The 22,335-nt window shown below is 43.3% G+C and carries 17 protein-coding genes and 1 pseudogene; 16 read left to right on the top strand and 2 right to left on the bottom strand.

The genetic code is table 11. From position 1 onward, the window contains the following. The first annotated feature begins 238 nt into the window (after nucleotides 1-238). The 4 genes from QUB35_RS19245 to wzy all read left to right on the top strand — a co-directional run bounded on the left by QUB35_RS19245 (nucleotide 239) and on the right by wzy (nucleotide 7,022). Entirely contained in the window at nucleotides 239-3,016 is a 2,778-nt protein-coding gene (locus QUB35_RS19245; RefSeq protein WP_333143379.1) for a polysaccharide biosynthesis protein, read from the top strand. Nucleotides 3,017-3,096: 80 nt separating this feature from the next. After that, a complete protein-coding gene (locus QUB35_RS19240; RefSeq protein WP_333143378.1) occupies nucleotides 3,097-4,422 on the top strand; it encodes an oligosaccharide flippase family protein in 1,326 nt (441 codons plus the stop codon). Continuing rightward, nucleotides 4,379-5,575 (top strand): glycosyltransferase family 1 protein, encoded by a 1,197-nt coding sequence (locus QUB35_RS19235; protein WP_333143377.1) that lies wholly within the window; start codon nucleotides 4,379-4,381, stop codon nucleotides 5,573-5,575. Before QUB35_RS19240 ends, QUB35_RS19235 begins: the two co-directional genes overlap by 44 nt. Continuing rightward, nucleotides 5,562-7,022, top strand: coding sequence for an O-antigen polysaccharide polymerase Wzy (wzy, locus tag QUB35_RS19230; RefSeq protein WP_333143376.1), 1,461 nt, complete (start codon nucleotides 5,562-5,564; stop codon nucleotides 7,020-7,022). The genes QUB35_RS19235 and wzy overlap by 14 nt, the downstream gene beginning before the upstream one ends. 21 nt (nucleotides 7,023-7,043) lie before the next feature. Here the strand turns inward: wzy and QUB35_RS19225 are convergent, their stop codons facing one another. Continuing rightward, complete coding sequence (locus QUB35_RS19225) at nucleotides 7,044-8,783, bottom strand: glycosyl hydrolase family 28-related protein (RefSeq protein WP_333143375.1); 1,740 nt, start codon at nucleotides 8,781-8,783, stop codon at nucleotides 7,044-7,046. Nucleotides 8,784-9,031: 248 nt separating this feature from the next. Between QUB35_RS19225 and QUB35_RS19220 the strand changes: the two genes are divergently transcribed. The 11 genes and pseudogenes from QUB35_RS19220 to QUB35_RS19175 all read left to right on the top strand — a co-directional run bounded on the left by QUB35_RS19220 (nucleotide 9,032) and on the right by QUB35_RS19175 (nucleotide 19,234). Continuing rightward, on the top strand, nucleotides 9,032-10,222 hold the full coding sequence (locus QUB35_RS19220) for a glycosyltransferase family 4 protein (RefSeq protein ID WP_333143374.1): 1,191 nt from the start codon (nucleotides 9,032-9,034) through the stop codon (nucleotides 10,220-10,222). Next, on the top strand, nucleotides 10,219-11,355 hold the full coding sequence (locus QUB35_RS19215) for a glycosyltransferase (RefSeq protein ID WP_333143373.1): 1,137 nt from the start codon (nucleotides 10,219-10,221) through the stop codon (nucleotides 11,353-11,355). Before QUB35_RS19220 ends, QUB35_RS19215 begins: the two co-directional genes overlap by 4 nt. Nucleotides 11,356-11,389: 34 nt before the next feature. Beyond that, nucleotides 11,390-11,467, top strand: a pseudogene (locus QUB35_RS39205) (4-Cys prefix domain-containing protein); the annotation flags it as partial. 12 nt (nucleotides 11,468-11,479) lie between these two features. Next, nucleotides 11,480-12,343: a serine/threonine-protein kinase gene (locus QUB35_RS19210; protein WP_333143372.1), complete on the top strand. Its 864-nt coding sequence runs from the start codon at nucleotides 11,480-11,482 to the stop codon at nucleotides 12,341-12,343. Between the two features lie 127 nt (nucleotides 12,344-12,470). Beyond that, nucleotides 12,471-13,103: a sugar transferase gene (locus tag QUB35_RS19205; protein WP_333143371.1), complete on the top strand. Its 633-nt coding sequence runs from the start codon at nucleotides 12,471-12,473 to the stop codon at nucleotides 13,101-13,103. A gap of 127 nt (nucleotides 13,104-13,230) precedes the next feature. Continuing rightward, complete coding sequence (locus QUB35_RS19200) at nucleotides 13,231-14,472, top strand: alanine racemase (protein ID WP_333143370.1); 1,242 nt, start codon at nucleotides 13,231-13,233, stop codon at nucleotides 14,470-14,472. An 85-nt stretch (nucleotides 14,473-14,557) separates the two neighbouring features. Beyond that, the gene (locus QUB35_RS19195; protein WP_333143369.1) at nucleotides 14,558-15,571 is read left to right on the top strand and encodes an ATP-grasp domain-containing protein; all 1,014 of its coding nucleotides are present in this window, start codon (nucleotides 14,558-14,560) and stop codon (nucleotides 15,569-15,571) included. 80 nt (nucleotides 15,572-15,651) lie between these two features. Continuing rightward, nucleotides 15,652-16,278 carry a sugar transferase gene (locus QUB35_RS19190; RefSeq protein WP_333143368.1) on the top strand — a complete coding sequence of 209 codons (627 nt, stop codon included), beginning with the start codon at nucleotides 15,652-15,654 and terminating at the stop codon, nucleotides 16,276-16,278. Further along, the gene (locus tag QUB35_RS19185; protein ID WP_333143367.1) at nucleotides 16,253-17,020 is read left to right on the top strand and encodes a GNAT family N-acetyltransferase; all 768 of its coding nucleotides are present in this window, start codon (nucleotides 16,253-16,255) and stop codon (nucleotides 17,018-17,020) included. Before QUB35_RS19190 ends, QUB35_RS19185 begins: the two co-directional genes overlap by 26 nt. Nucleotides 17,021-17,022: 2 nt before the next feature. Beyond that, on the top strand, nucleotides 17,023-18,096 hold the full coding sequence (locus QUB35_RS19180; protein WP_333143366.1) for a peptidoglycan bridge formation glycyltransferase FemA/FemB family protein: 1,074 nt from the start codon (nucleotides 17,023-17,025) through the stop codon (nucleotides 18,094-18,096). Nucleotide 18,097: 1 nt separating this feature from the next. Further along, complete coding sequence (locus tag QUB35_RS19175) at nucleotides 18,098-19,234, top strand: DegT/DnrJ/EryC1/StrS family aminotransferase (RefSeq protein ID WP_333143365.1); 1,137 nt, start codon at nucleotides 18,098-18,100, stop codon at nucleotides 19,232-19,234. A gap of 375 nt (nucleotides 19,235-19,609) precedes the next feature. On the opposite strand, the gene QUB35_RS19170 is transcribed toward QUB35_RS19175, so the two are convergent. Further along, nucleotides 19,610-20,932 (bottom strand): HEAT repeat domain-containing protein, encoded by a 1,323-nt coding sequence (locus tag QUB35_RS19170; RefSeq protein ID WP_333143364.1) that lies wholly within the window; start codon nucleotides 20,930-20,932, stop codon nucleotides 19,610-19,612. 228 nt (nucleotides 20,933-21,160) lie between these two features. Here QUB35_RS19170 and QUB35_RS19165 point away from each other — a divergent pair, with 228 nt between their 5' ends. Further along, on the top strand, nucleotides 21,161-22,027 hold the full coding sequence (locus tag QUB35_RS19165) for a lipid kinase (protein ID WP_333143363.1): 867 nt from the start codon (nucleotides 21,161-21,163) through the stop codon (nucleotides 22,025-22,027). Nucleotides 22,028-22,335 lie beyond the last annotated feature (308 nt).

The following is a 22,335-nucleotide window of genomic DNA, read 5'->3' as shown; positions in this document are numbered from 1 at the left end:
TAGACGCAGCAATAAGGTGGCATCTATAAATTTTAGCTGAAAAAATCCTCTCTAAAATGAAATTAAGAGACGGGACATCTTCTTGATAATCTCTCCTTAACCATAATATCACTTGAGTGAGGCCCGACGATTAAAAGGTTGATTAATATCAGGGGAGAGGGTGGTATAAAAAACTACCTCAACATTAGGTACTCGATCTACTTACGGTAAAGTTGTTGTCTAATAGCGTCGGAAGAATATGATCAGAAAAAAAATTAGCAAAGTGTTGGTGGGATTAAGAACCCGTCATTTTTTGATAATCGATGCAATTTGTTTTGCGATCGCACCGTTACTGGCCTTGGAAATTCGTTTAGATGGCATATTGGATCTGACTCCCTACTTACAGAGCCTAGCGGTAGTTACAGTATTATTTGTAGCAGTCAAACTTCTAGTATTTTATGCCGGCGGCTTCTACAAGCGTTACTGGCGGTATGCGGGCCTGGAAGAAATGGCACAAATAACGATGCTGATAGGTATATCCCTAGCAGGGGAAATTATCTTGTTCCAAGAACTCTACCAGCTAAATAATTCGCCGATCGCAAATCTGCCACGATCGCTGCCGCTACTAGACACTATGATCAGCTTTTTGTTAGTGGCGGCGATTCGTTTCAGCATTCCAGCCCTGGAAAGATGGAACCAAAAATCGTGGAAAGTTCAGCAACGCGAGCGCGTCCTGATAGTCGGTGCGGGCAGTGCAGGCACATCTCTGATGCAAACGATGCAGAGGAGCCCAGAGGTAGGACTAGAGCCAATCGCTTTCATAGACGACGACCGCAAAAAAATCTCCAAGCAGATTGGCAGACTGACTGTAGTCGGCAATCGCTGTAACATTCCGGAGGTAGTTCGATCGCTAAATATCGACAAAGTTATGATTGCCATCCCCTCAGCTCCGGGAAAAGAGATTAGGGAAATCGTAGAAATTTGTCAGTCAATTGGGATTCCAACCAGCACGCTCCCCGGCCTCAATGAAATCATCAACGGTCGTGTCAGTTTAGGTAGCCTCAGAGAAGTACAGATTGAGGACTTGCTCCGCCGCGAACCCATTCAAACCGATGTTGAGAAAGTCTTGGGATTGATTGGAGGCAAGAAAGTTCTAATTACCGGTGCGGGTGGCTCCATCGGCAGCGAACTTTGTCGGCAAATATTAAAGTGCGCTCCTGCGGAAATCATCATCGTCGGACACGGAGAAAATTCTGTATTCAACATTCAACAAGAATTAGGAAAAGTCCTGTCAGAACTCAAAAAAACCAGCAAAATCCCAACAGATATTACTCGCGTGACAGCCTTTATGGCCGATATTCGCTTTCGCGAGCGCTTAGAGTACGTTTTTCTAACAATGAGACCAGACATCATTTTTCATGCGGCCGCTCACAAACACGTACCCATGATGGAATTAAACCCGCCGGAAGCGATTACTAACAACGTGCGGGGGACGAAAAATCTGCTGGATCTGGCATTGAAATACAATGTGCAACAATTTGTGATGATTTCCACCGACAAAGCGGTGAATCCAACGAGCATTATGGGAGCTAGCAAAAGAGTTGCCGAAATGCTGGTGCTGCAAGCAGCCAAAAAAAGCAAAAACCCCTTTGTAGTGGTGCGTTTCGGTAATGTTCTGGGCAGCCGCGGTAGCGTCGTACCTACTTTCAAGCGACAAATTGCTGAGGGCGGGCCGATCACAATTACCCATCCAGATATCACTCGCTATTTCATGACCATTCCCGAGGCAGTTCAACTGGTTTTGCAGGCAGCAGTCATCGGCAAGGGCGGGGAAGTATTCATGCTGGAGATGGGGGAACCAGTCAGAATTTTTGATTTAGCAAAAGATTTGATTCAGCTCTCAGGATATGAAGTGGGCAAAGACATAGAAATCGCGTTTACAGGGCTGCGGCCGGGAGAAAAATTGTTTGAAGAACTGTTTATTCCGGGCGAGAAATACAACCGCACTAAACACGAAAAAATTCTGAGTCTCGGCAATGCCAGCCGCCTAGTGAAAGAAAATATTGACCAGGAAGTAGAAGCCCTTTGTCAAGCAGGCGATCGCAATGATACCACTTTAATAGTCTCAATGTTACAGCAGTTAGTGCCTGAGTACGTACCAGGGTATTCAACCGCCAATTTGGACGCCACTACAGCCCAAAAAACAACCCCTGTGGCAAAGATTAGCAGTGCAGCATCTATTCAGTTAGAGAATGATTTGCGTGTGGCTCTGGCAAATGAGGAGTTTCGGATTCACTATCAGCCGATCGTCTGCCTGGAAACTAATAAGATTAATAGTTTTGAAGCGCTGTTGCGCTGGCAGCACCCGAATCGAGGTTTGCTTTGGCCAGACGAATTCCTACCAGCGGCAGAAGAAACTGGCTTGATTGTTCCTATTGGCGAGTGGGTACTGGGGCAAGCTTGCAGCCAGATGCGGATTTGGCAGTCGCAATTTCGTCTTAACGCTCCTTTAACAGTCAGCGTGAATCTGACTAGCAAACAGTTTTTCCAAGCTGACTTAATTGAGACGATTGCCAAAATATTGAAAGAAACAAATCTCGATGCTCAGAGTTTGAGGTTAGAAATTCCTGAGTATGTTGTGACGGAAAATTCCGAGTTGGCTGGGTCTGTTTTTCTCAAACTTAAAACTTTAGGGGTGCAAGTACAAATCGACCACTGTGGTCTTAGTGATGTATCATTAACTCAGCTCTACCAATTGACGCGGCTGAAGTATGGGAAATTCGACAGTTTGAAGCTAGATTGCTCTCTAGTCACCGGCCTGGATGCTAGCAACCCCAACTTAGAAATTTTTCACAAAATTATTGCCATAACTCAAGAGTTAGGTATGGGCATGATTGCCACAGGAGTAGAAACGAGCTGGCAAATAGCTCAGCTAAAATCTATGAAGTGCGTCTACGGACAGGGATACTTTTTCTCGAAGCCTGTAGAAGGCTCTAAGGTAGAAAAATTGATTGGGGGTATGGCTGTTAAAAGTTAATGGGACATTTGTGAAAAAGTTGGAAAGGGGAAATACACGATTGGGAATTCACCAATTAGCACGCAGGTAATTAGTTACTAATGCAACAGTTGAAACCACTAACATTGCGCCGGAATTTTTCCTGGACTTTCACGGGCAACCTCATTTATGCCGCTTCCCAGTGGGGGATGTTGGTGGTGCTTGCTAAATTGGGCAGTCCTGAAATGGTGGGTCAATTTACCTTGGGATTGGCAGTGACAGCGCCCGTATTCATGCTGACAAATCTGCAACTGCGATCGATCCAGGCAACTGATGCTAAACACGAGTATCTTTTCGGGGACTATCTGGGACTCAGATTGATCGGTATATTCTTGGGAATTTTGATTGTGGCAGGGATTGTGATCGCAGCGGGATATCGCTGGGAGACATCGCTGGTTATTTTAACGTTGGCTTTAGCCAAAGGATTTGAGTCGATCAGTGATGTATTTTACGGACTGATCCAGAACCACGAACGAATGGATCGCATTGCCCTATCCCTAATGATTAAAGGGCCACTTTCACTGGTCATGTTGGGCATAGGAGTCTACTCAACGAGGACTGTTTTAGGGGGCGTAGTAGGTTTGACTGTTGCTTGGGCTGTTCTTCTCTTTACTTTCGACGTTCGTAGTGGGGCATTACTGCTGAAATCTCCTCCTTTATTAGAAGGGGAGAATTTGCCAGAACTGGCGCTTCAGTCACCAGTAGTAATTAAAAATCCCCTCCAACCGCGCTGGGATTGGAAAACCCTAGTTAAGCTGATTTGGCTTGCCCTTCCTCTAGGTTTGGTGATGATGCTGATTTCCCTCAATACAAATATCCCTCGCTACTTTATCCAGCGGTATTTGGGCGAGCGAGAACTGGGAATTTTTGGTGCCATATCTTACCTAATGGTCGCAGGAACAATGGTCATAAGTTCGCTAGGGCATTCAGCCAGTCCGCGATTGGCAAAATACTACGCAGCGGGAGATAGCGCTGCTTTCCGCAAGCTTCTGTTTAAGCTTGTACAATTTGGGTTCGGGCTGGGTGGGGCGGTCGTCCTAGTGGCTATGGTGGTCGGTCGGCAGCTTCTCACTCTCATTTATAGACCTGAATATGCCGAGCAGGCAGATATATTAGTGTGGTTGATGATAGCCGCAGGTATTGGTTACGGATGCTCTTTCTTGGGTTCCGCTCTGACAGCTGCTAGGTGCTTCCGCATTCAATTGCCTTTGTTTACTTTAGTAACAGGTGCTTCAGCGACAACGGGCTTGTGGTTAATTCCCGCTTACGGACTGCGAGGAGCAGCGTTTGCCTTAATTATTGCGTCAGTTGTGCAACTATTTTTAAGTGTGGGAATTATTTTCTATGTACTCCATCAAATCAGTAGATATTCAAACGCAGAATCATAAAGCTAAATTGAGCGATGGCGGTTTAATACGCATCCTCCACGTCGTAGGAGGCATGAGCCAAGGTGGGATCGAAACTTGGCTCATGCACGTCCTCAGACATATCGATCGCGATCGCTTCCAGATGGATTTTCTGGTTCACACTACCGAACCCTGCGCTTACGACGAGGAAGTTCTCGCTTTTGGCAGTCGAATTATCCGTTGCCCTCACATCCACCAACCGTGGATATACAGCCATCAATTCAAACAAGTTCTCCGCGATTATGGCCCATACAATATAGTTCACAGTCACGTTCATTACTTCAGCGGTTACGTTCTTCGCTTGGCGAAGCAGGCAGGAGTACCCATCCGGATTGCCCACAGCCATAACGATACTTCCTCAGCTGAAGCAAAGGCTAAATGGTCTCGACAATTGTATTTAAGTTTAACCCGACGGTGGATTAGTAAGTATGCTACTTTAGGACTCGGATGCAGCCAGAAAGCAGCCGTCGATCTGTTTGGTCCTGCTTGGAAAAGCGACCCCCGTTGGCAAATTCTCTACAATGGCATCGACCTAATGCCCTTTGGAGAACAGCTCGATCCAGTGTCAGTACGGGGTGAATTAGGTATACCTGATGATGCTTTTGTCGTTGGCCACGTAGGTAGATTTGAAGAACAAAAAAACCACCTATTTCTGTTGGAAATAGCAGCCGAAGTTGCCAAGCGAGAACCTAAAATTTTCCTGTTACTGATAGGTAGTGGTTCCCTACGTCCGCAGATCGAGCAAAAAGCAATTGAGATGGGTTTAACCGACCATATTATATTTGCAGGCAACCGACGAGACGTACCCCGCCTGATGCTTGGTGTAATGAATGTTTTCATGTTGCCATCCCTTCATGAGGGATTACCAGTAGTAGGAACAGAAGCTCAAGCCGCTGGGTTGCCCTTTATTTTGTCGGATGTTATTACAGAAGAGGTAGATATAGTCAAGCCTTTAGTGCAACGCATCAGTCTGTCCCAACCAGCCTCCGTGTGGGCTGATGCAGTTTTGGCAGCTAAAAATACCGCCTCGATCCTTACCCGCGCAGAAATTCGAGCTATCCTAGAAAGCAGCCCATTTAATATAGCATTCAATGTAAAAGCACTAACAAAAACTTATAGCGATGAATCCTTCTAGAGAGATTAGAGCAGATAAAGTTAGCCTTTTAGTTCTTGCTGCTCATTGTTTTATTTTCGCAAGTTTGAATTTATTCTACTTGCTGTATGATTTATGGGGTTTAGAAGCTGAGCCGCTGATTTATCCTACCTGTTGTTTGTTCATGGCACTTGCTATTTGGACATATTGGTCGTGGTATCTGGTTACACAAAGCTTATTTAACCCTTATCTGTTGTTTTTTATATCAGCGGTATTATTTAACGGCGGGCAGGCACTGTTAGAAGTTTTTCACATGAACACGGACGGTATTTTAGAGGGAAAATTCACATCAGAACGCCTCATCAAAACGCTGTTTTTTGTTATCCTTGCTTTATCAGCCTTTCATTTGGGAGGATTAATTAGTGCTGTTCGCGGAAAAGTCATAGGTATTAAAACAAAGCCAAAAGAAGACTTAGAAACTGTTCGTAAGGATACTTATAAAGTTGGTTGGACATTTTTTAGCATATCTTTTTTGCCATCTGTGATGGTAATCCAACAAACTCTTAGCATTGTTTTATCTGGTGGCTATTTTAGCCTTTACCAACAAGATGATGCTACCAGTTTTGAGGCGGCCCCTCAGAAATTATCTGAGTTTCTCGTCCCAGCAGCTTTATTTATACTTGCTGGCAGTAAGAAAATACCTAAAAGTCAGTGGATATCTGCATCTGTGATACTTGTTTATGCAGGAACGAGGTTTTTCTTGGGTCAAAGGAATCAAGCACTAATGGCATTGCTTGCTTGCACATGGTTATGGAATCAAATGATTAAGCCGATTCCTAAATCTTTGTTATTAGGTGTAGGTGCCTTTTTAGGATTCATTGTTTTGCCTTTGGTGGGAGCTACTAGAAATTCTGCAGGTCAAGATCGTTTATCTGCTGATTCGCTGTTCCAAACCTTGTCTTCTATCGATAATCCTGTTGCACAAATTATCTCTGAAATGGGAGGTTCGATGGACACCGTTGCTTACACCCTCGAACTCGTTCCCAAGGTTCATGGTTACAACTGGGGGGCTGACTACTTATATGGCTTACTTACCCTGATGCCTAATTTGTTTTGGAAACTTCACCCGAGTATTGAGCGAGGCACCTCCGGTAAATGGTTAACTTGGCAAATTAAGCCCAGCTTTGCTGCCAGAGGGGGTAGCTTGGGGTTTTCTTTTATTGCCGAAGCTTATCTCAATTTTGGTTGGGCAGGAGGGATGATTGCCTTGGGAGTACTTGGTTTTCTGGTGGGAAAACTTACTTTATGGGCAATGCGATCGGAAAATCCAGCTAGGATGGCAATGGTTGCTAGCTTTACTTCATTTTTTATGTTTTATGCCCGCGCTGATTCTATTACTCAGGTCCGTTCTTTAGTATGGTACTCTCAGATTCCCTATGGCAGCGTGCGCTTGCTAGGCTGGCTACGAGCCAAAAAATTGATCAAATAAGCTGTCAATAGTTTGATGTTTTTATGGTAAGAAGTTAACGTTGTTAGTGTTGCTACTAGATTTAGAGCGAAACAGTTGCAGCGTATCACCGCTAGCTACTTGCAAAGAGTTTCTCTTAACCTCACAGTTAGCCACGCAATTACTATCCCAAATAATTCCGGCCCTCATGGTGTTTGTTGTTTGATTATCAACTAGAGAATTGTCATTAACTTTCACCCGATCGAACAATCCGTCAACAATGATTGCCGATCTGTAATAATCATTAAAAGACCCGCTACTTCGACCCGGGTTTAGAATAGTGTTATGGGAGATTTCCCCGCCAACGATCGGCATGGATATATAAATGCCTGCTCCTAGAGAATTTTCAATTTTGTTTCCCAAAATGCGGAGATTTTTAGTTACCACATTGGGAAATTTATATCTCCATAATTTTATTCCATTAGCCAGATTGTCGCCACCGCTACCATTCCCAGAGAAATTACTAAAATAAATTTGATTGTTCAGAATGTTTAGGTTTTCGATCGGTGCGTCGGATCTTGGCTCTAACCAAATACCCGCGCTCCTAGTATCACCCCCCAATTTGCGCCAATCATTAATATTCAGGCTAATTTCATTATGGGATATTGTGCAATTGCCGATGGCTGGATTGGTAGTATTAGTTTTGTAAAAATAAGACCATATTGCAATACCAGTATGAGCTTCTTTGATGATATTATGGGCGATTCTTTGATTGTTGGAACTGATGGCAAAACCTGTAACATTTATCCCATTTGTAAAACCATGAATTATGTTATTCTCAACAATTTGGTCATCTCCGTGAATCTCAATAGCCGTCCTTGCTCCAGCTGTTCCCGCACCATTCCTGGAAGAGAAATAATTATGAGATATCCTCACTTTTTTGGCATGGCTGTAAATTGTTGAGTGATCGTAATCGACGCTGCCTCCACCTATTAATTCAAAAATGTTATTTTTGATCGTCACATCAGATACGAATAGTTCGCCGTTTATAGTGATGCCATTAACGTTGTTGAGGTTGCTAAATCTACAGCCTTCTATATGAATTCTTTTACCTGCAAAAATACGGAGCGCGTATCTATGCTTTGTGTTGTCTTCAAGCTCTGATTCGGATATAACTGGATTGGCAGTGCCGTTACCATCAAGGGCAATATTATACATAGCAAAATCCGAAAGATCCGTTTTGGGTGTTTCCCCTGCTAAAATCGCGTTATAATTACCTTGTCTATCGGCTAATTTAATAATGCTGTTGTGATGTCCAGACCCGCTTAAAATTACCTTTGGTCGAATGGTAATAGCTTGTAAGCTACCCGGGTTAATACTAACTTTATAAATTCCTGTGGGGAAAAATAATATTCCGCCCCCAGAGCGATCGACGGCATCAATTGCTTTTTGAATAGCGCTGGTGTCATCTGCAATGCCGTTGCCAATAGCTCCAAAGTCTTTGACAGAAACAGTAACAGGTTTTGCCAACATGGTAGATTGAATCGGGGCAGTAACTCTAACATTTAGAGACGATTGCTGTAAATCAGGATTACTTTTTAATTGGGACGCTCGTGCAGATGCCGCCCGCGCTATCTCGCTTCTAATAGGGATAGACTGCTGTCCATTTTCCGCAGTTACATCGGGTTGTCGTTGAGTGTTAAGTTTATTTAAGACCCTCAACGATAAAATTACTATAAATCCTAATCCTACCGTAAGCAACAAGGTTTTAAGTAGCACGATTTTTGATATTTTATATTTCATAGCCTTTGTTTCCAGGAGGAGCGATCGCAGTTGCGATACATGAAAAAAAATATTTTTGTAACAATTTTTAACAATCTGCCTTAATGTAGATGCTATGTTATAAATTATAGTTTATTCACGCAAAAAACTTTAGGCTAGGGAGAATAAATTTACCAAATTTAATTTTTTTGTAAAAATAATATTTTTTTATCGATTCTATATTAGAAATAGAAGGTTTCTAGTAAATTAATTGTAGGGGCTGTCGATAGATGAAAGTTGTTGTAACCCTTGAATATCGGTTCGATCGCACGCCAGATGGAAAAGTGTGGACGCAAACAACCTTTCCCTATAGCTTCTGGACGCGCTACTTAGAAGTATTCGATCGCGTCAGCGTAGTAGCCCGTACCCGCGATGTACCCCGCGTGCCTTCAGATTGGCAACGCGCAGACGGCGAGGGAGTTTCCTTTGCCCCCATTCCATACTACATCGGCCCTTGGCAGTATCTCCGCAAGGCGCGACAAGTCAAACAGGCGGCCAGAAACGCTGTCGGCCCAGACGATGCCGTAATTTTACGCCTGAGTTCCCAAATAGCTTCCTGCATCCAACCGATGTTGTGTAAAATCAGACATCCCTACGGTGTAGAAATTGTGGCAGACCCTTATGATGTATTTGCGCCCGGTTCCATCAAGCATCCCTTGCGCCCTCTTTTTCGTTGGTGGTTTCCACGAGGTTTGCGGCGCGAATGCCAAGAAGCCTGCGCTGCTGCCTATGTGACCAAAGAAGCTTTACAAAAACGATATCCTTGCCCCAATTTATCGATTGGTGTCTCAGATGTAGAAATTTTAGAAGATTCGCTGGTGGCTGCACCCCGTCCCCGGCGCGGGGAAACAGGAATTTTTACGATCCTGTTTGTAGGTTCCTTAGCCCAACTATATAAAGCTCCCAATATTTTGATTGAAGCTGTGGCAATCTGTTTGCAGGAGGGGATCAATATTGAATTAATTATGGTTGGCGATGGCCAATACAGAGCAGAACTGGAAGAACAAGCCAAAGCATTGGGCTTGGGAAAGCAAGTTTCTTTCCTCGGTCAGTTGCCATCTGGGGATGCAGTACGCACCCAGTTAGATCGCGCCGACCTTTTCATTCTCCCCTCATACCAAGAAGGCTTGCCCAGAGCAATGGTAGAAGCAATGGCAAGAGCTTTGCCTTGTATTGGCTCTACCGTCGGTGGCATTCCCGAATTACTGCCAGATGAGGATATGGTGTCGCCTGGTAATGTAAATGCCTTAGCGACTAAAATTCGGGAGGTAGTAACAGATCCCGATCGCATGGCGCAGATGTCAGCCCGTAACTTGGAGAAAGCCAAAGAGTATACAGATGAAGTTCTCCGCCAGCAGCGGCTGGTATTTTATCGCTACGTGCGAGAGCAAACAGAAGCATGCTTGAGGGCAAAAAAATGAACAAACTTTTAATTGTTACTACTATCCCCGATACCCTTGACTTTTTTCTGCCTTTGACCAAGCACTTACGGAGTCAAGGTTGGCGAGTAGATGCGATGGCGAAAGAGCTGTCCACTAGCAAGGAATACCTACAATTTTTCGATCGCGTTTGGGATGTTGAATGGTCGCGCAATCCCCTCGATCCCAAAAATTTGATTAGTGCTCCGGCACAAATTCGGCAGGCCTTTTTGCAAGAGCAATACGACTTAGTAAATGTTTCTACGCCTGTAGCTGCTTTCGTTACTCGCTACGCTCTGAATAATTGGAGAAAGCAGGGAAAAGTAAAAGTAATCTACACAGCCCAAGGCTTTCATTTTTACGAGGGTGGTGCACCGCATAAAAATGCGATCTTCTTGGGACTGGAAAAGATTGCAGGATCTGGGACGGACTATCTAGTAGTCGTTAATCGCCAAGATGAAGCAGCGGCAAAACGTTATGGTTTGATTGCTGCCGAACGAGTCCATTACATTCCCGGAACAGGATTAAATCTCGATCGCTTTAATCCCCATGCCATTTCGGAAACTGAAATAAACCGTGTCCGTGAAGAGTTGGGGTTAGCACCGGAGAATCCGTTGTTTTTATCAGTGGCTGAATTTATTCTCCGCAAGCGTCCTTGGGATATTTTAAAGGCATTAGCTAAACTAGAACGGCCTCAAGTTCACTTAGCTTTTGCCGGAAATGGCAGAATTTTAGAGGAAATGCAGCAACTCGCATCCGAGTTGGGAATTCAAAAGCAAGTGCATTTTTTGGGAGTGCGACGAGATATTCCCGTTTTGATGCGTGCGTCTGTAGCTACTTTGATTGCTTCCGATCAAGAAGGTCTACCTAATTGCGTCATGGAATCTTTGTGCATGGAAGTCCCTGTTATCGGTACAGAAATTCGGGGCACCCGCGATTTATTAAAAGATGGCAATGGACTGCTGGTTAAATTGGGAGATGTGAAGGAAATTGCCAAAGCAATGGCATGGATTTTAGACCATCCCAAAGAAGCTCAAGAAATGGGCAAGCGCGGACGAGAAGATATGGTTAATTATGACGTGCCCCATATCTTAGAGCTATACGGAAATCTGTATAGTGAAGCTTTATCGAATTAATTACAACCAGCCGAAGCATAAGACGGAATCAGCTATGAGTATTTGCCTTAACCCAGACTGCACCCAACGAAATTTGCTGGTAGATTCCAGAGAGCGATATTGTCAAAGTTGCGGGAGCAATTTAGTGTTGCAAAATCGCTATTTGGTAACAAAATTAATTCGCGATTTTTGCGATCCGGGCTATAGTTCGATCTACCTGGTCGATGATAATGGTACGCCCAAAATTTTGAAGGTTTTGCAACAACGTTACAACAATAAGCCAAGGATAATACAGCTTTTTCGGCAAGAAGTAGAGGTATTAAAAAATTTGGAGCATCCGGCGATTCCCAAGGCCGATTGTTACTTTCAACACCCGGTAAGTAATGGCAAGAGTTTGCATTGCGTTGTAATGGAAAAAATTGAGGGTTGCACTTTAAAGGAATGGCTGCAACAACACCAACCTATTGACCAGAAACAAGCCATTGAATGGTTAGAGCAGATAGTAAATATTCTAAATTTTGTGCATCAGCGGAAATATTTACATCGCGATGTAAGAGCCAATAATATTATGATCGAGAAGAGTGGTAAGCTGGTGTTGATTGACTTTGCTGGGGCTATAAAAAGAGATTTAATCTACAAGACTTATGCCTATATAAGGAAAGTAATCAGCGCCTTCATATTTACAAAGACTGAAACAGACGGTTATACACCTCCCGAACAAAACAGAAATTATTGTTTGCCTCAATCAGACTTTTTTTCGCTAGGACGAACTTTTGTTTATTTGCTTACAGGTAAAGAACCAAAAGATGAATCAATGTACGATGGAAAATATAAGGTTTTAACTTGGCGAAAATATGCTATAAATGGGGTCTCCGAGCGGTCGGGAAATTTAATCGATAAATTGATGACACCTAATGTTTCAGATCGCTACAAAAACGCAGGGGAAATATTGGAGGAAATAAGAATTATTAAGGAAGAACTCGATGCCAATAAATTGAAAAAATTATAATTTATAATGCTTGAGCAAGGATATAAAGATTAATGCGCTAGTATATCCAGAGAAAAACTATCCTTTGAAAGGGCGCAATTGACACCGATAAATTTGTTAGCCAATAACTACAAGTAGAGAATAGACCATGAATAATGACCAATCACGAAGCATCCAATTGAGTAAATTAGTTAAGTTTGTATTAGATAGGTTAGTGGCAGCGATCGCCCTTTTGGTTTTCTCTCCCGCAATACTAATAGTGGCGATCGCCATTTACCTTCGCATGGGTAGCCCAATTGTCTTTACCCAACCGCGGCCGGGCAAAAACGGCGAAGTTTTCCGATTCTACAAGTTTCGCACGATGACGAGCGATTGCGACGCCGATGGCAATCTTTTAAGTGATGAAAAACGCCTGACTGCGATCGGTCAATTTTTACGGAAAACCAGTTTAGATGAACTACCCCAACTTTGGAATGTTCTTAAGGGTGATATGAGTTTTGTGGGGCCGCGTCCTTTAATGGTCGAATATCTAGAACGTTACAGTCCCGAACAAGCACGCCGCCATGACGTGATGCCGGGAATTACAGGGTGGGCACAAATTAACGGGCGCAATACCATTTCTTGGGAACAAAAATTCAAACTAGATGTTTGGTATGTGGATAATTGGAGTTTGTGGCTTGATCTGAAAATACTTTTCTTGACGGTATGGAAAGTAGTCAAAAAAGAAGGGATCAGCCAAGCCAATCATGCCACAGTGGAAGACTTCAATGGAAATAATTGACAATCGTTACTAGGGTGCGTTAGACTTGATCAACTGGTGGAAAAATTTTTAAGTGCATCTGAGACACCGTAGAAGAGTAAAACAGAATCGTTGTCTGGTTAAATCAGAGCAGGATAAGGATAGAAAAATGGCACTGTCTTGGCAAACACTTCACAACTTAGAGAAAGAATACGGCGATTCTTTTTTCATTTTGGATCTCAGACAATTTGAAAATAACTATAAAGAATTCCTCCAAGGTTTCCGTTCCCTTTATCCGAATACCAACCTGGGTTATTCTTACAAAACTAATTACATCCCCAAGTTATGCCAAACCGTGCATTCTATGGGAGGATATGCCGAAGTAGTCTCCCAAATGGAGTATGATTTAGCGATCGCGATCGGCGTACCTCCCACCCGCATTATTTTCAATGGTCCACTGAAGCAACAAGAAGATATGGAAAAAGCTATTTTGGCTGGTTCCATAGTCAATTTGGACTGCTTAGAAGAAGTAGAAATGGTCGAAGCTTTGGCCGAAAGATTACCCGAACAGAAAATAGCGGTGGGATTAAGATGTAATTTCGAGATTGACACCACTCGCATATCTCGATTTGGGTTTGATGTAGCAGGAGGCGAACTCGATCGTGCTTTCAAAAGATTGACAGCATTAAATAATGGTTCTGTCGATGGACTCCACTGCCACATTTCCACTGCGGCAAGAAGCACTGAATCCTTCGCTCGCCGGACTCAGAAAATTATCGAATTAACCGATCATTATTTCAAGGATAAACAGCCGAGATATATCGATATAGGCGGCGGTTTCTACGGGAAAATGACCGATGATTTAAAGAGTCAATTTGAGGGCTATATTCCCAACTATCAGGAATATGCCGAAGCGGTTGCGTCGCAAGTAAAAAGCAAATATCCCGATAACTCTGGTCCGGAATTAATTATTGAACCGGGTGTAGCTATTGTGTCCGATGTGTTGAATTTCGTGGCGAAAGTTGTGGGATTAAAAACAGTGCGCTCTCGCCAAATTGCCCTCGTAGTTGGTAGCATTCACAACGTAAAACCAACCGGGACTGATAAAATTTTGTCCTTGCGAGTTTACGGAAACGACGAAAATAGCGCTCGCCGAAAACTTGCAGGAAAAGTTGATATCGTCGGATATACTTGTATGGAACACGATTGTTTATACAAGGAATATTCCGGCGAAATAGGTATAGGAGATTATGCAGTTGTTGAGAATATGGGTGCTTATACTGTAGTCTTCAAACCACCATTTATCCGCCCGAATCCGCCCATAATTAGCTATGACTCCATCCAGAACGAGTATACACTAATCAGACGGGGAGAAACTTCTCAGGATGTGTTCTCTACTTATGTGATATAAGCAGCACAACAATCCATGTACTCTTGACTTGTGCGGGAAACTGCAAGTTCAAAATTTAATCTGCTGTTCGCAAACGCTCAAAAATATGAACGTAATCTTGACTTGTGCGGGACGCCGCAACTATCTGTTGAAATTCTTCCAAGAAGCACTAGGAAATGGAGGAAAAGTATTGGCTTGTGATGCTACTTTAGAAGCGCCGACATTACAAGAAGCTGACGAAAAGTTTTTGTTGCCGCCGATCAACCACAGCGATTATTTCGATAAGTTGCTGGCTATCTGTCAGCAAAATCAGGTGCGGTTGGTGATTCCGCTGAACGATTTAGAATTGCCTTACCTGGCCAAACAACGCGATCGCTTTCTCGAAATAGGAACGATCCCACTTGTTTCTTCTCCCGAAGTTATCGATATTTGTTTTGACAAGTTTGCGACATTTCAATTCTTACAAAACCTCGGCATTTCTGCCCCAAAAACTTATCTTTCTTTGGAGGAAGCAAGGCAAGCGATAGCCCAAGGAGAAATATCTTTTCCGTTAGTAGTTAAACCTCGGTGGGGCAGTGCATCTATTGGCATTGAATATCCCGAAGATGACGAAGAATTGGAATTAGCTTATCGCTTTGTTAAAAAATCGCTGATGAAATCGTTCTTAGCCGAAGTAAGTTCCTCCGATCCCGATCGGTGTATCTTAATTCAAGAGCGAGTAATCGGACAAGAACACGGTCTGGATATTATCAATAATTTAGATGGCTCATACATAACTACTTTTGTCAAGCGCAAGCTGACCATGCGAGCCGGAGAAACCGATCGGGCTGTGACGGTCGAAAATGAAGAAATTAAACAGTTGGGTGCGAAAATTGGTCAAAAATTGGGTCATATCGGCAACCTGGACTGCGACGTAATGGTGGGACAAAAAGGTTTGTGCGTGCTGGAATTGAACCCGCGTTTTGGTGGTGGATATCCCTTTTCCCAGATGGCAGGGGCAAATATTCCGGCAGCCTTAATAGCTTGGGCTAAGGGAGAGGAACCCGATCCTAATTGGTTAACCGTGGAAGCAAATATAGCTTCTTCCAAATGCGATCGCCTTGTGACTGTTCGTAAATAGTAATCGGTATCCATACAAATACTATCGCTTGAGCGATCGCGATGGAAACCAAAAAATTGGTAACTAATCACCAACCACCAATGACTCAATTCAGCAAATTAATTAAGTGGGTATTAGATAGAGTAGTTGCTGCGATCGCACTACTAATCTTTTCTCCTATACTGTTGATAGTTGCGATCGCTATCCATATCCGCATGGGTAGTCCAGTTTTTTTTACCCAAGCGCGTCCCGGCAAAGACAGTCGCATTTTTAACGTCTACAAGTTTCGCACTATGACGAGTGAGCGCGACGCCGAGGGTAATTTGCTCCCCGATAAGCAACGCCTTACATCCCTCGGTCAATTCTTGCGTAAAACCAGTCTGGACGAACTTCCTCAACTGTGGAACGTTCTCAAAGGCCAGATGAGTTTTGTTGGCCCAAGACCGCTTTTGCCCACATACTTACCTTATTTTTCGGAAAAAGAAAGAAAAAGGCACGATGTACTTCCAGGCATTACTGGATTAGCACAAATTAACGGTCGGAATCACCTGTTATGGGATGAAAGACTTGCTTTGGATGTATACTACGTTGAAAATTGGTCTTTATTTATGGATGTAAAAATTTTGGTTCAAACGGTTGAAAAAGTGCTGCGAAGAGAAGCGGTTGCTGTAGTCCCCAGTTACATAATGAAGGACTTAGATGATGAACGAAAACAGTGCGAGGGTTAGGAAAGCTTTACCATCAGAAAGTAGTAGTATAGAAAGCATACATAGAAATGCTTTCCCAAAACATTTTATATGCGACTGGCTTTTTGTGAGCCCCCTGGTATCGCGATATATTAGTAAAGTGATAGAAGACGCGGATATGAATCAAAAATATCCCGAATTTTTTACAGCAACTTTAACAGGCAATCTCGCTGGATATGTAAATGCTAAATTTTATGGGGAATGCCTAAGTATAAATTATTTAGCCGTTGCTCCTGAATTTCAACGCCAAGGTATAGCGAAACAAATGTTAGCTTATCTCCTGGCAGAATGCCAAAAGCATCACATCGAAAAAATTAGTTTAGATGTGGATATCAATAATCAGATCGCTTTAAGTTTATACAAAAAAATGGGCTATGAAGTCAAGTGTTGTAAATTTTTATATGAAGTACCAATAGATTACTTTTGTACGCATAAATGCTCGTTTGAAGTAAAAAATTGGCTGGAAGCAGAAGCATGGCAATATAGCTATGGTTTCTCATATATAATGCTGTCTATTAATAATTCAGACATTCTCAAGATTGGTAGATTAGGTAAAGCTTACTGGCGTATACCCGATTATAGTTGTCTAGAAGATGACAGGTTAACCTATGCTTTAAAATTAATCGATCCCAATCGTAATAAAATTTTTGTTAGATCCGATCAAATAATTTTAGCTCTGCCAAAGCAACCCATAAAGTTTTTGAAAATGGAAAAAAAACTCTAACAATGGATACACAAATTGTTAACTTATCAAGTAGTTGGTGGTTATCTAACCTGCAAAAAGTACGCCATGATATTTATCATTTGCCAGGGTATGTGAATCTAGAGGCAAAAAGAACTGAATATAGCCCAGAGGCTATTTTAATAGTTGATGATGAAAAAATGTTCTTTTTGCCCTATCTTGTGCGTCCGTGCGATAGAGTAGGGGAAGAGAATATATTAGAAGTATTTGATGTGGTATCCCCTTATGGCTATCCGGGAATGCTGTTGAACGAAGCTGCTACACCTGAGTTTTTGAATTTAGCAATAAATGAATTAACGCAAGTTTTACGCGCCAAAAACGTCTGTTCGGCTTTTTTACGGCTGCATCCTCTACTTAATGGAGCGTTAGAGCAAATTTTAAATCCGAATATTTGCCAAATCACTGGAGAAACTGTCTCTATTGACTTGCGAATTTCTGAAGCCGAAATGTGGCAGAACACTAGACGCAATCAGCGACAGTCAATAACTAAATGCAAGCAGGCCGGTTTTACAGCAAGAATGATGCCTGTTCAGCTATATATCGATAAATTTATCGAAATTTATCAAATAACCATGCAGCGCGTAGAAGCAGCAGAGTATTATTATTCTTTCAACTTAGAGTATTTTCTGAATATGGCAGATGCTTTTGGGGAAAAAATGCACCTATGCCTGGTTGAGTTGGATAACGAAATTGCAAGTGGTGGTTTGTATACAGAATGTTGCGGTATCGTTCAGAGCATCTTTAGCGCCACACAAAACAAATTTTTAAAACAATCTCCTAATAGCTTACAAATAGATTATACTCGATTATGGGCCAAAGAGCGCGGCAATGAAGTATTACATCTTGGAGGTGGAGTTGGAGGCGAAAAAGATTCTCTTTTCCATTTCAAATCAGGATTTTCCAAGCAAAGGCACAAATACTTAACGATGCGCTTGATTGTAGATGAAGAAAAATATAATTATCTGGTCAGATTAAGGGCAAAATATTTAAACATTCAGCCTAAAGAACTCCTCAAGTCAAACTTTTTTCCAGCCTATCGTTCTCCTAAATCAGAGTAAAATGACAAAACAAATTCTCCTGTCAACACCTCACATGGGTTCCCTCGAACAAGAGTTCGTCAAAGAAGCCTTTGATACCAACTGGATCGCCCCCGTTGGCCCCCATGTAGATGCTTTCGAGCAAGAATTCTGCGAAGTAGTTGGCGCTAAACACGCAGCGGCTGTTAGTTCCGGAACCGCAGCTTTGCATTTAGCTTTACAATTAATTGGTGTCGGTTCGGGAGATGAGGTTTTTTGCTCGACTCTGACTTTTATTGCAACTGCTAGCCCGATTACTTATCTTGGCGCTAAACCTGTTTTTATTGATAGCGATCGCACTTCTTGGAATCTCAACCCCGATTTGTTCCGAGAAGCACTTGACAAACGAGCAAAAATTGGTAAATTACCCAAAGCTGTTGTAATCGTACACCTCTACGGTCAAAGTTGCGATATCGACCCAATTCTGGAAGCTTGCAATGCTTATGAAATTCCGCTAATAGAAGATGCGGCAGAATCTCTAGGGGCTACCTATAAAAATCGATCGCCTGGAAGCGTCGGTAAAATCGGCATTTTCTCATTCAACGGCAATAAAATTATCACCACTTCCGGCGGCGGAATGTTAGTTTCCGATGACCAAAAGCTGGTAGAAAAAGCTCGTTTTTTGGCAACACAAGCCCGTGACCCCGCTCCTCATTACCAACATTCAGAAATTGGCTACAATTATCGTCTCAGCAATGTTTTGGCGGGAATTGGTCGCGGTCAATTACGGGTTTTGGAGGAGCGAGTTGAAGCTAGACGACGAAATTTTGACTTTTACAAACAAGCTTTAGGAAACTTGCCGGGAATTGAATTTATGCCGGAAGCTGCTTTTGGACGCGCGACTCGCTGGCTGACTTGTTTAACGATCGATCCGGCCGCTTTCGGTGCAGATAGAGAACAAGTTCGCCTCGCGCTTGCTCAAGAGAAAATAGAAGCGCGTCCTGTTTGGAAACCTTTACATTTACAGCCAGTATTTGCTGATTGCGAATGTATGGGCGGTGCGGTGGCCGAAGAGTTATTCGAGTACGGGCTTTGTTTGCCTTCTGGCTCTAATTTAACTGATGAAGATTTAGAGCGAGTGACAAGTGCGATCGCCCAAATTCACAAAGAACATCGATGATATAGCCTTTCTCAGTAACATGAGGTGCTCAGAGGGCATAGGGCATAGGGCATAGGGCATAGGACTCGCCCCCATACCTCACTGTCTTGAGAACCGCTATAGCAATCCTAAATCATTTGTAAAAATATGTAGGGGTAGTGCTACCCCTACTCCCCGTGCCTACCCCCTATCTATCGGGGCAACCACGGGGAGTAGGGGTCGGATTGCCCCTACAAGAATTACACGAATCATTTAGGATTGCTATATATAGCCGAAGGAAGTTCGGCTACGGATTCTGTAAGGGATGTAACGGAGGTCAGGAAGAAGAAAGATGCGATCGCTATTATATCCCCGACTTATTCAAGAAGTTGGGGAGTTGGGTATTTTGTCTTTTGATTAATTTTGTTGCCATTCTTGCAATGCGATCGCAATTCCCTGTTTTAATCTTGGTTCGAGACTCTCTTGCTTAACTAAGTTTTCTAATTTCGGCCTAGCCTCCATCGCATTTAGCTGTTTGAGCGCAGCCGTGCAGTGTAGCCTGACGCTGCTGTCTGCGTCGCCCAACATTGAAATCAGAGCATCTAGCCCTCTCATATCTCCTAATTTTCCTAAACCTAAAGCTAAAGATTTTTTGCTGACTGCCTCCTGCAGGGCCGGATGATTTGTTTTCAACAAATCAATCAGAATTTCAGCAGCAGGAGCTTTTAATTCCGGCTTTTCTACTCGCCCTAAAACAGTGACTATTTCTTGACAAACAGTAGAATTTATGTTAATAAATTGCGCCATTAATGTCTCATGCAAATATGCTAAAGCGGTTGCAGTTTCCATCCAGCTTAGGGCGCGCACAGTTTCGATTTGCAATTCAACCGGAGTTATCGGCGATCGCAGCAATTCAAATAAAGCAGTGGCTGCAGCATCGGTTTTCACTCGTCCGATCGCGATCGCCGCTTGCTGACAAACTTCTAATCGGATGTCCGAAAGCAAAGGTTTGAGCAAGTTAACTAAATCTAATTCTGCATCTAAATAGGCGCGCACTCCGAGAGCTCGCACGGCTTCTTTTCTGACTGCTGTTGCCGGATCTTTGAGTGCTGCTACCAGTACCGGCGGGATGCGGGAGTCGTGAAAGCTGCTCAGGGCCTCGATTGCGGCTGCTCGCACCGCAACTTGAGAGTCTCCGACTACGCTCAACAGCGGTGGGATGGTTTCGGTGCGCCGAATTTGGGCGAGTGCTGCTGTGGCAAACTGTCGCGAGTCTTCTTGGAGTAGGAGAGTTGCGAGAGATTCTATGGCTGTCGGGCCGAAATTCCCTAGGGTTTCGGCGGCGATTTGGCTCAATTCTTCGTCGGAATTTTTGACTAATTCTACTAAAGCTTGAATCACTTCCGGGCGATTCCCTACGGGATAGCTTCGCTTCACGAACTTTCCGAGAATGCGGGCGGCGAACCACCGGGGTTCCGTGTCTGCGTCTTCGTCTTCGAGCACGGCAATTAAAGGTGCGATCGCGCCATTTCCCAGATTTGGCAATACTTTAGCAATTTCCCAGCGGTCTTGAAAATCGCCCCATTTTAAGGCTTCTATTGCTAAACTGACAGCTTGCTCTAAAATGTGTTGTTCCTGCGGCTTGCTACCGTCGGCTGTCACTTGCTGCAAGCATTCGACTAACCCAGGCCAGTTTTGGCGATCGGCAGCGACTTGCGCTTGTTCTAAAAAGTTAGACATGATTTTAATTTAGTGGCGATCGAGAAGCGAGGTTTTTTGCTGCTAGGTCAGAGCGGGAGGGAGCTACTTTTTACGAATCTTTTGCTACAATTATCCATTTTTTAACATTTTTGTCAATCCATCATAACTGCTAAAATGGAAGTAAAGCATTAATTTCATGCAGTTAAGGCATCAAGCTATACTTTTTGTAATTTAAAATACGCAATATTCCTAATTAAAAATTAACAAATGAAGAAAGCTCTACTTTTAGTAAACCAGCACTCCCGAAAAGGGCAAAAGCTATTATCTCAAGCCACTGGAGAATTAGAAGCACTGGGTTTTGAGTTAATTATAGAATCTACCGACCACGCCCACGAAATTCCCCAAACAATTCGGCGCTACCAAAATCAAGTCGAATTAGTAATAATCGGCGGCGGCGACGGCACTCTCAACGCCGCCATAGAAGGTTTGATAGACACCAAGTTACCCTTGGGTATTTTGCCGATGGGAACTGCTAACGACTTAGCCCGCACTCTGAAAATTCCTACAGCTTTATCCGCAGCTTGTCAAGTAATTGCCAGCGGTAAAGTTCGGCTAATAGACTTAGGTTGGGTGAACGGCCAACATTTTTTTAATGTTGCGAGTTTGGGACTAAGCGTGGAAATTACCCAGCGACTGACTAAAAACGTCAAGCAGCGCTGGGGAGTGTTAGCTTATGCTTTTACTGCTTTGCAGACAATTTTGTCAGCGCGACCGTTTCGAGCAGAAATTAAGGTAAAAAACCAATCTTTTAAGGTTAAAACTATTCAAATTGCCATTGGCAACGGCCGCTATTACGGAGGTGGCATGACAGTTGCCGAGGATGCCACCATCGACGACTGGCGACTGGATTTGTACAGTTTGGAAACAATACACTGGTGGGAAATCATTGGTTTGCTGCCGGCTATGAGGCAAGGAAATTATACCAGTTCGCCTAACGTTCGCGCCTTGTACGCTCAAGAATTTGAGGTTAATACTAGCAAACGCCGTCCGATTAATACTGACGGTGAAATCACAACTTACACGCCTGCCAAATTCCGAGTGATTCCCCAAGCTTTAGCAGTTATAGCTCCTTGATGACTCACAACTAATATAATTATGTTGTGGAACAGGCATCTTGCCTGTTCATATATAATTATGTTGTGGAACAGGCATCTTGCCTGTTCAGATATTAGCCACGGGCAAGATGCCCGTGCCACAATTAATCAATAAATTATATTATGTTGTGGAACAGGCATCTTGCCTGTTCAGATATTAGCCACGGGCAAGATGCCCGTGCCACAATTAATTAATCAATAAATTATATTGTGTTGTGGAACAGGCATCTTGCCTGTTCAGATATTAGCCACGGGCAAGATGCCCGTGCCACAATTAATTAATCAATA

Origin of the sequence: Microcoleus sp. B13-B6, assembly GCF_036705405.1 — a bacterium.
Classification (GTDB): Bacteria; Cyanobacteriota; Cyanobacteriia; order Cyanobacteriales; family Microcoleaceae; genus Microcoleus.
This window is presented reverse-complemented; position numbering and strand designations above follow the sequence as displayed.

What these genes read in the sequence shown, in the direction of transcription:
- QUB35_RS19245 (WP_333143379.1), top strand. Translation starts at nt 239, where the DNA reads ATGATCAGAAAAAAAATTAGCAAAGTGTTGGTGGGATTAAGAACCCGT.
- QUB35_RS19240 (WP_333143378.1), top strand. Translation starts at nt 3,097, where the DNA reads ATGCAACAGTTGAAACCACTAACATTGCGCCGGAATTTTTCCTGGACT.
- QUB35_RS19235 (WP_333143377.1), top strand. Translation starts at nt 4,379, where the DNA reads ATGTACTCCATCAAATCAGTAGATATTCAAACGCAGAATCATAAAGCT.
- wzy (WP_333143376.1), top strand. Translation starts at nt 5,562, where the DNA reads ATGAATCCTTCTAGAGAGATTAGAGCAGATAAAGTTAGCCTTTTAGTT.
- QUB35_RS19225 (WP_333143375.1), bottom strand. Translation starts at nt 8,783, where the DNA reads ATGAAATATAAAATATCAAAAATCGTGCTACTTAAAACCTTGTTGCTT.
- QUB35_RS19220 (WP_333143374.1), top strand. Translation starts at nt 9,032, where the DNA reads ATGAAAGTTGTTGTAACCCTTGAATATCGGTTCGATCGCACGCCAGAT.
- QUB35_RS19215 (WP_333143373.1), top strand. Translation starts at nt 10,219, where the DNA reads ATGAACAAACTTTTAATTGTTACTACTATCCCCGATACCCTTGACTTT.
- QUB35_RS19205 (WP_333143371.1), top strand. Translation starts at nt 12,471, where the DNA reads ATGAATAATGACCAATCACGAAGCATCCAATTGAGTAAATTAGTTAAG.
- QUB35_RS19200 (WP_333143370.1), top strand. Translation starts at nt 13,231, where the DNA reads ATGGCACTGTCTTGGCAAACACTTCACAACTTAGAGAAAGAATACGGC.
- QUB35_RS19195 (WP_333143369.1), top strand. Translation starts at nt 14,558, where the DNA reads ATGAACGTAATCTTGACTTGTGCGGGACGCCGCAACTATCTGTTGAAA.
- QUB35_RS19190 (WP_333143368.1), top strand. Translation starts at nt 15,652, where the DNA reads ATGACTCAATTCAGCAAATTAATTAAGTGGGTATTAGATAGAGTAGTT.
- QUB35_RS19185 (WP_333143367.1), top strand. Translation starts at nt 16,253, where the DNA reads ATGAACGAAAACAGTGCGAGGGTTAGGAAAGCTTTACCATCAGAAAGT.
- QUB35_RS19180 (WP_333143366.1), top strand. Translation starts at nt 17,023, where the DNA reads ATGGATACACAAATTGTTAACTTATCAAGTAGTTGGTGGTTATCTAAC.
- QUB35_RS19175 (WP_333143365.1), top strand. Translation starts at nt 18,098, where the DNA reads ATGACAAAACAAATTCTCCTGTCAACACCTCACATGGGTTCCCTCGAA.
- QUB35_RS19170 (WP_333143364.1), bottom strand. Translation starts at nt 20,932, where the DNA reads ATGTCTAACTTTTTAGAACAAGCGCAAGTCGCTGCCGATCGCCAAAAC.
- QUB35_RS19165 (WP_333143363.1), top strand. Translation starts at nt 21,161, where the DNA reads ATGAAGAAAGCTCTACTTTTAGTAAACCAGCACTCCCGAAAAGGGCAA.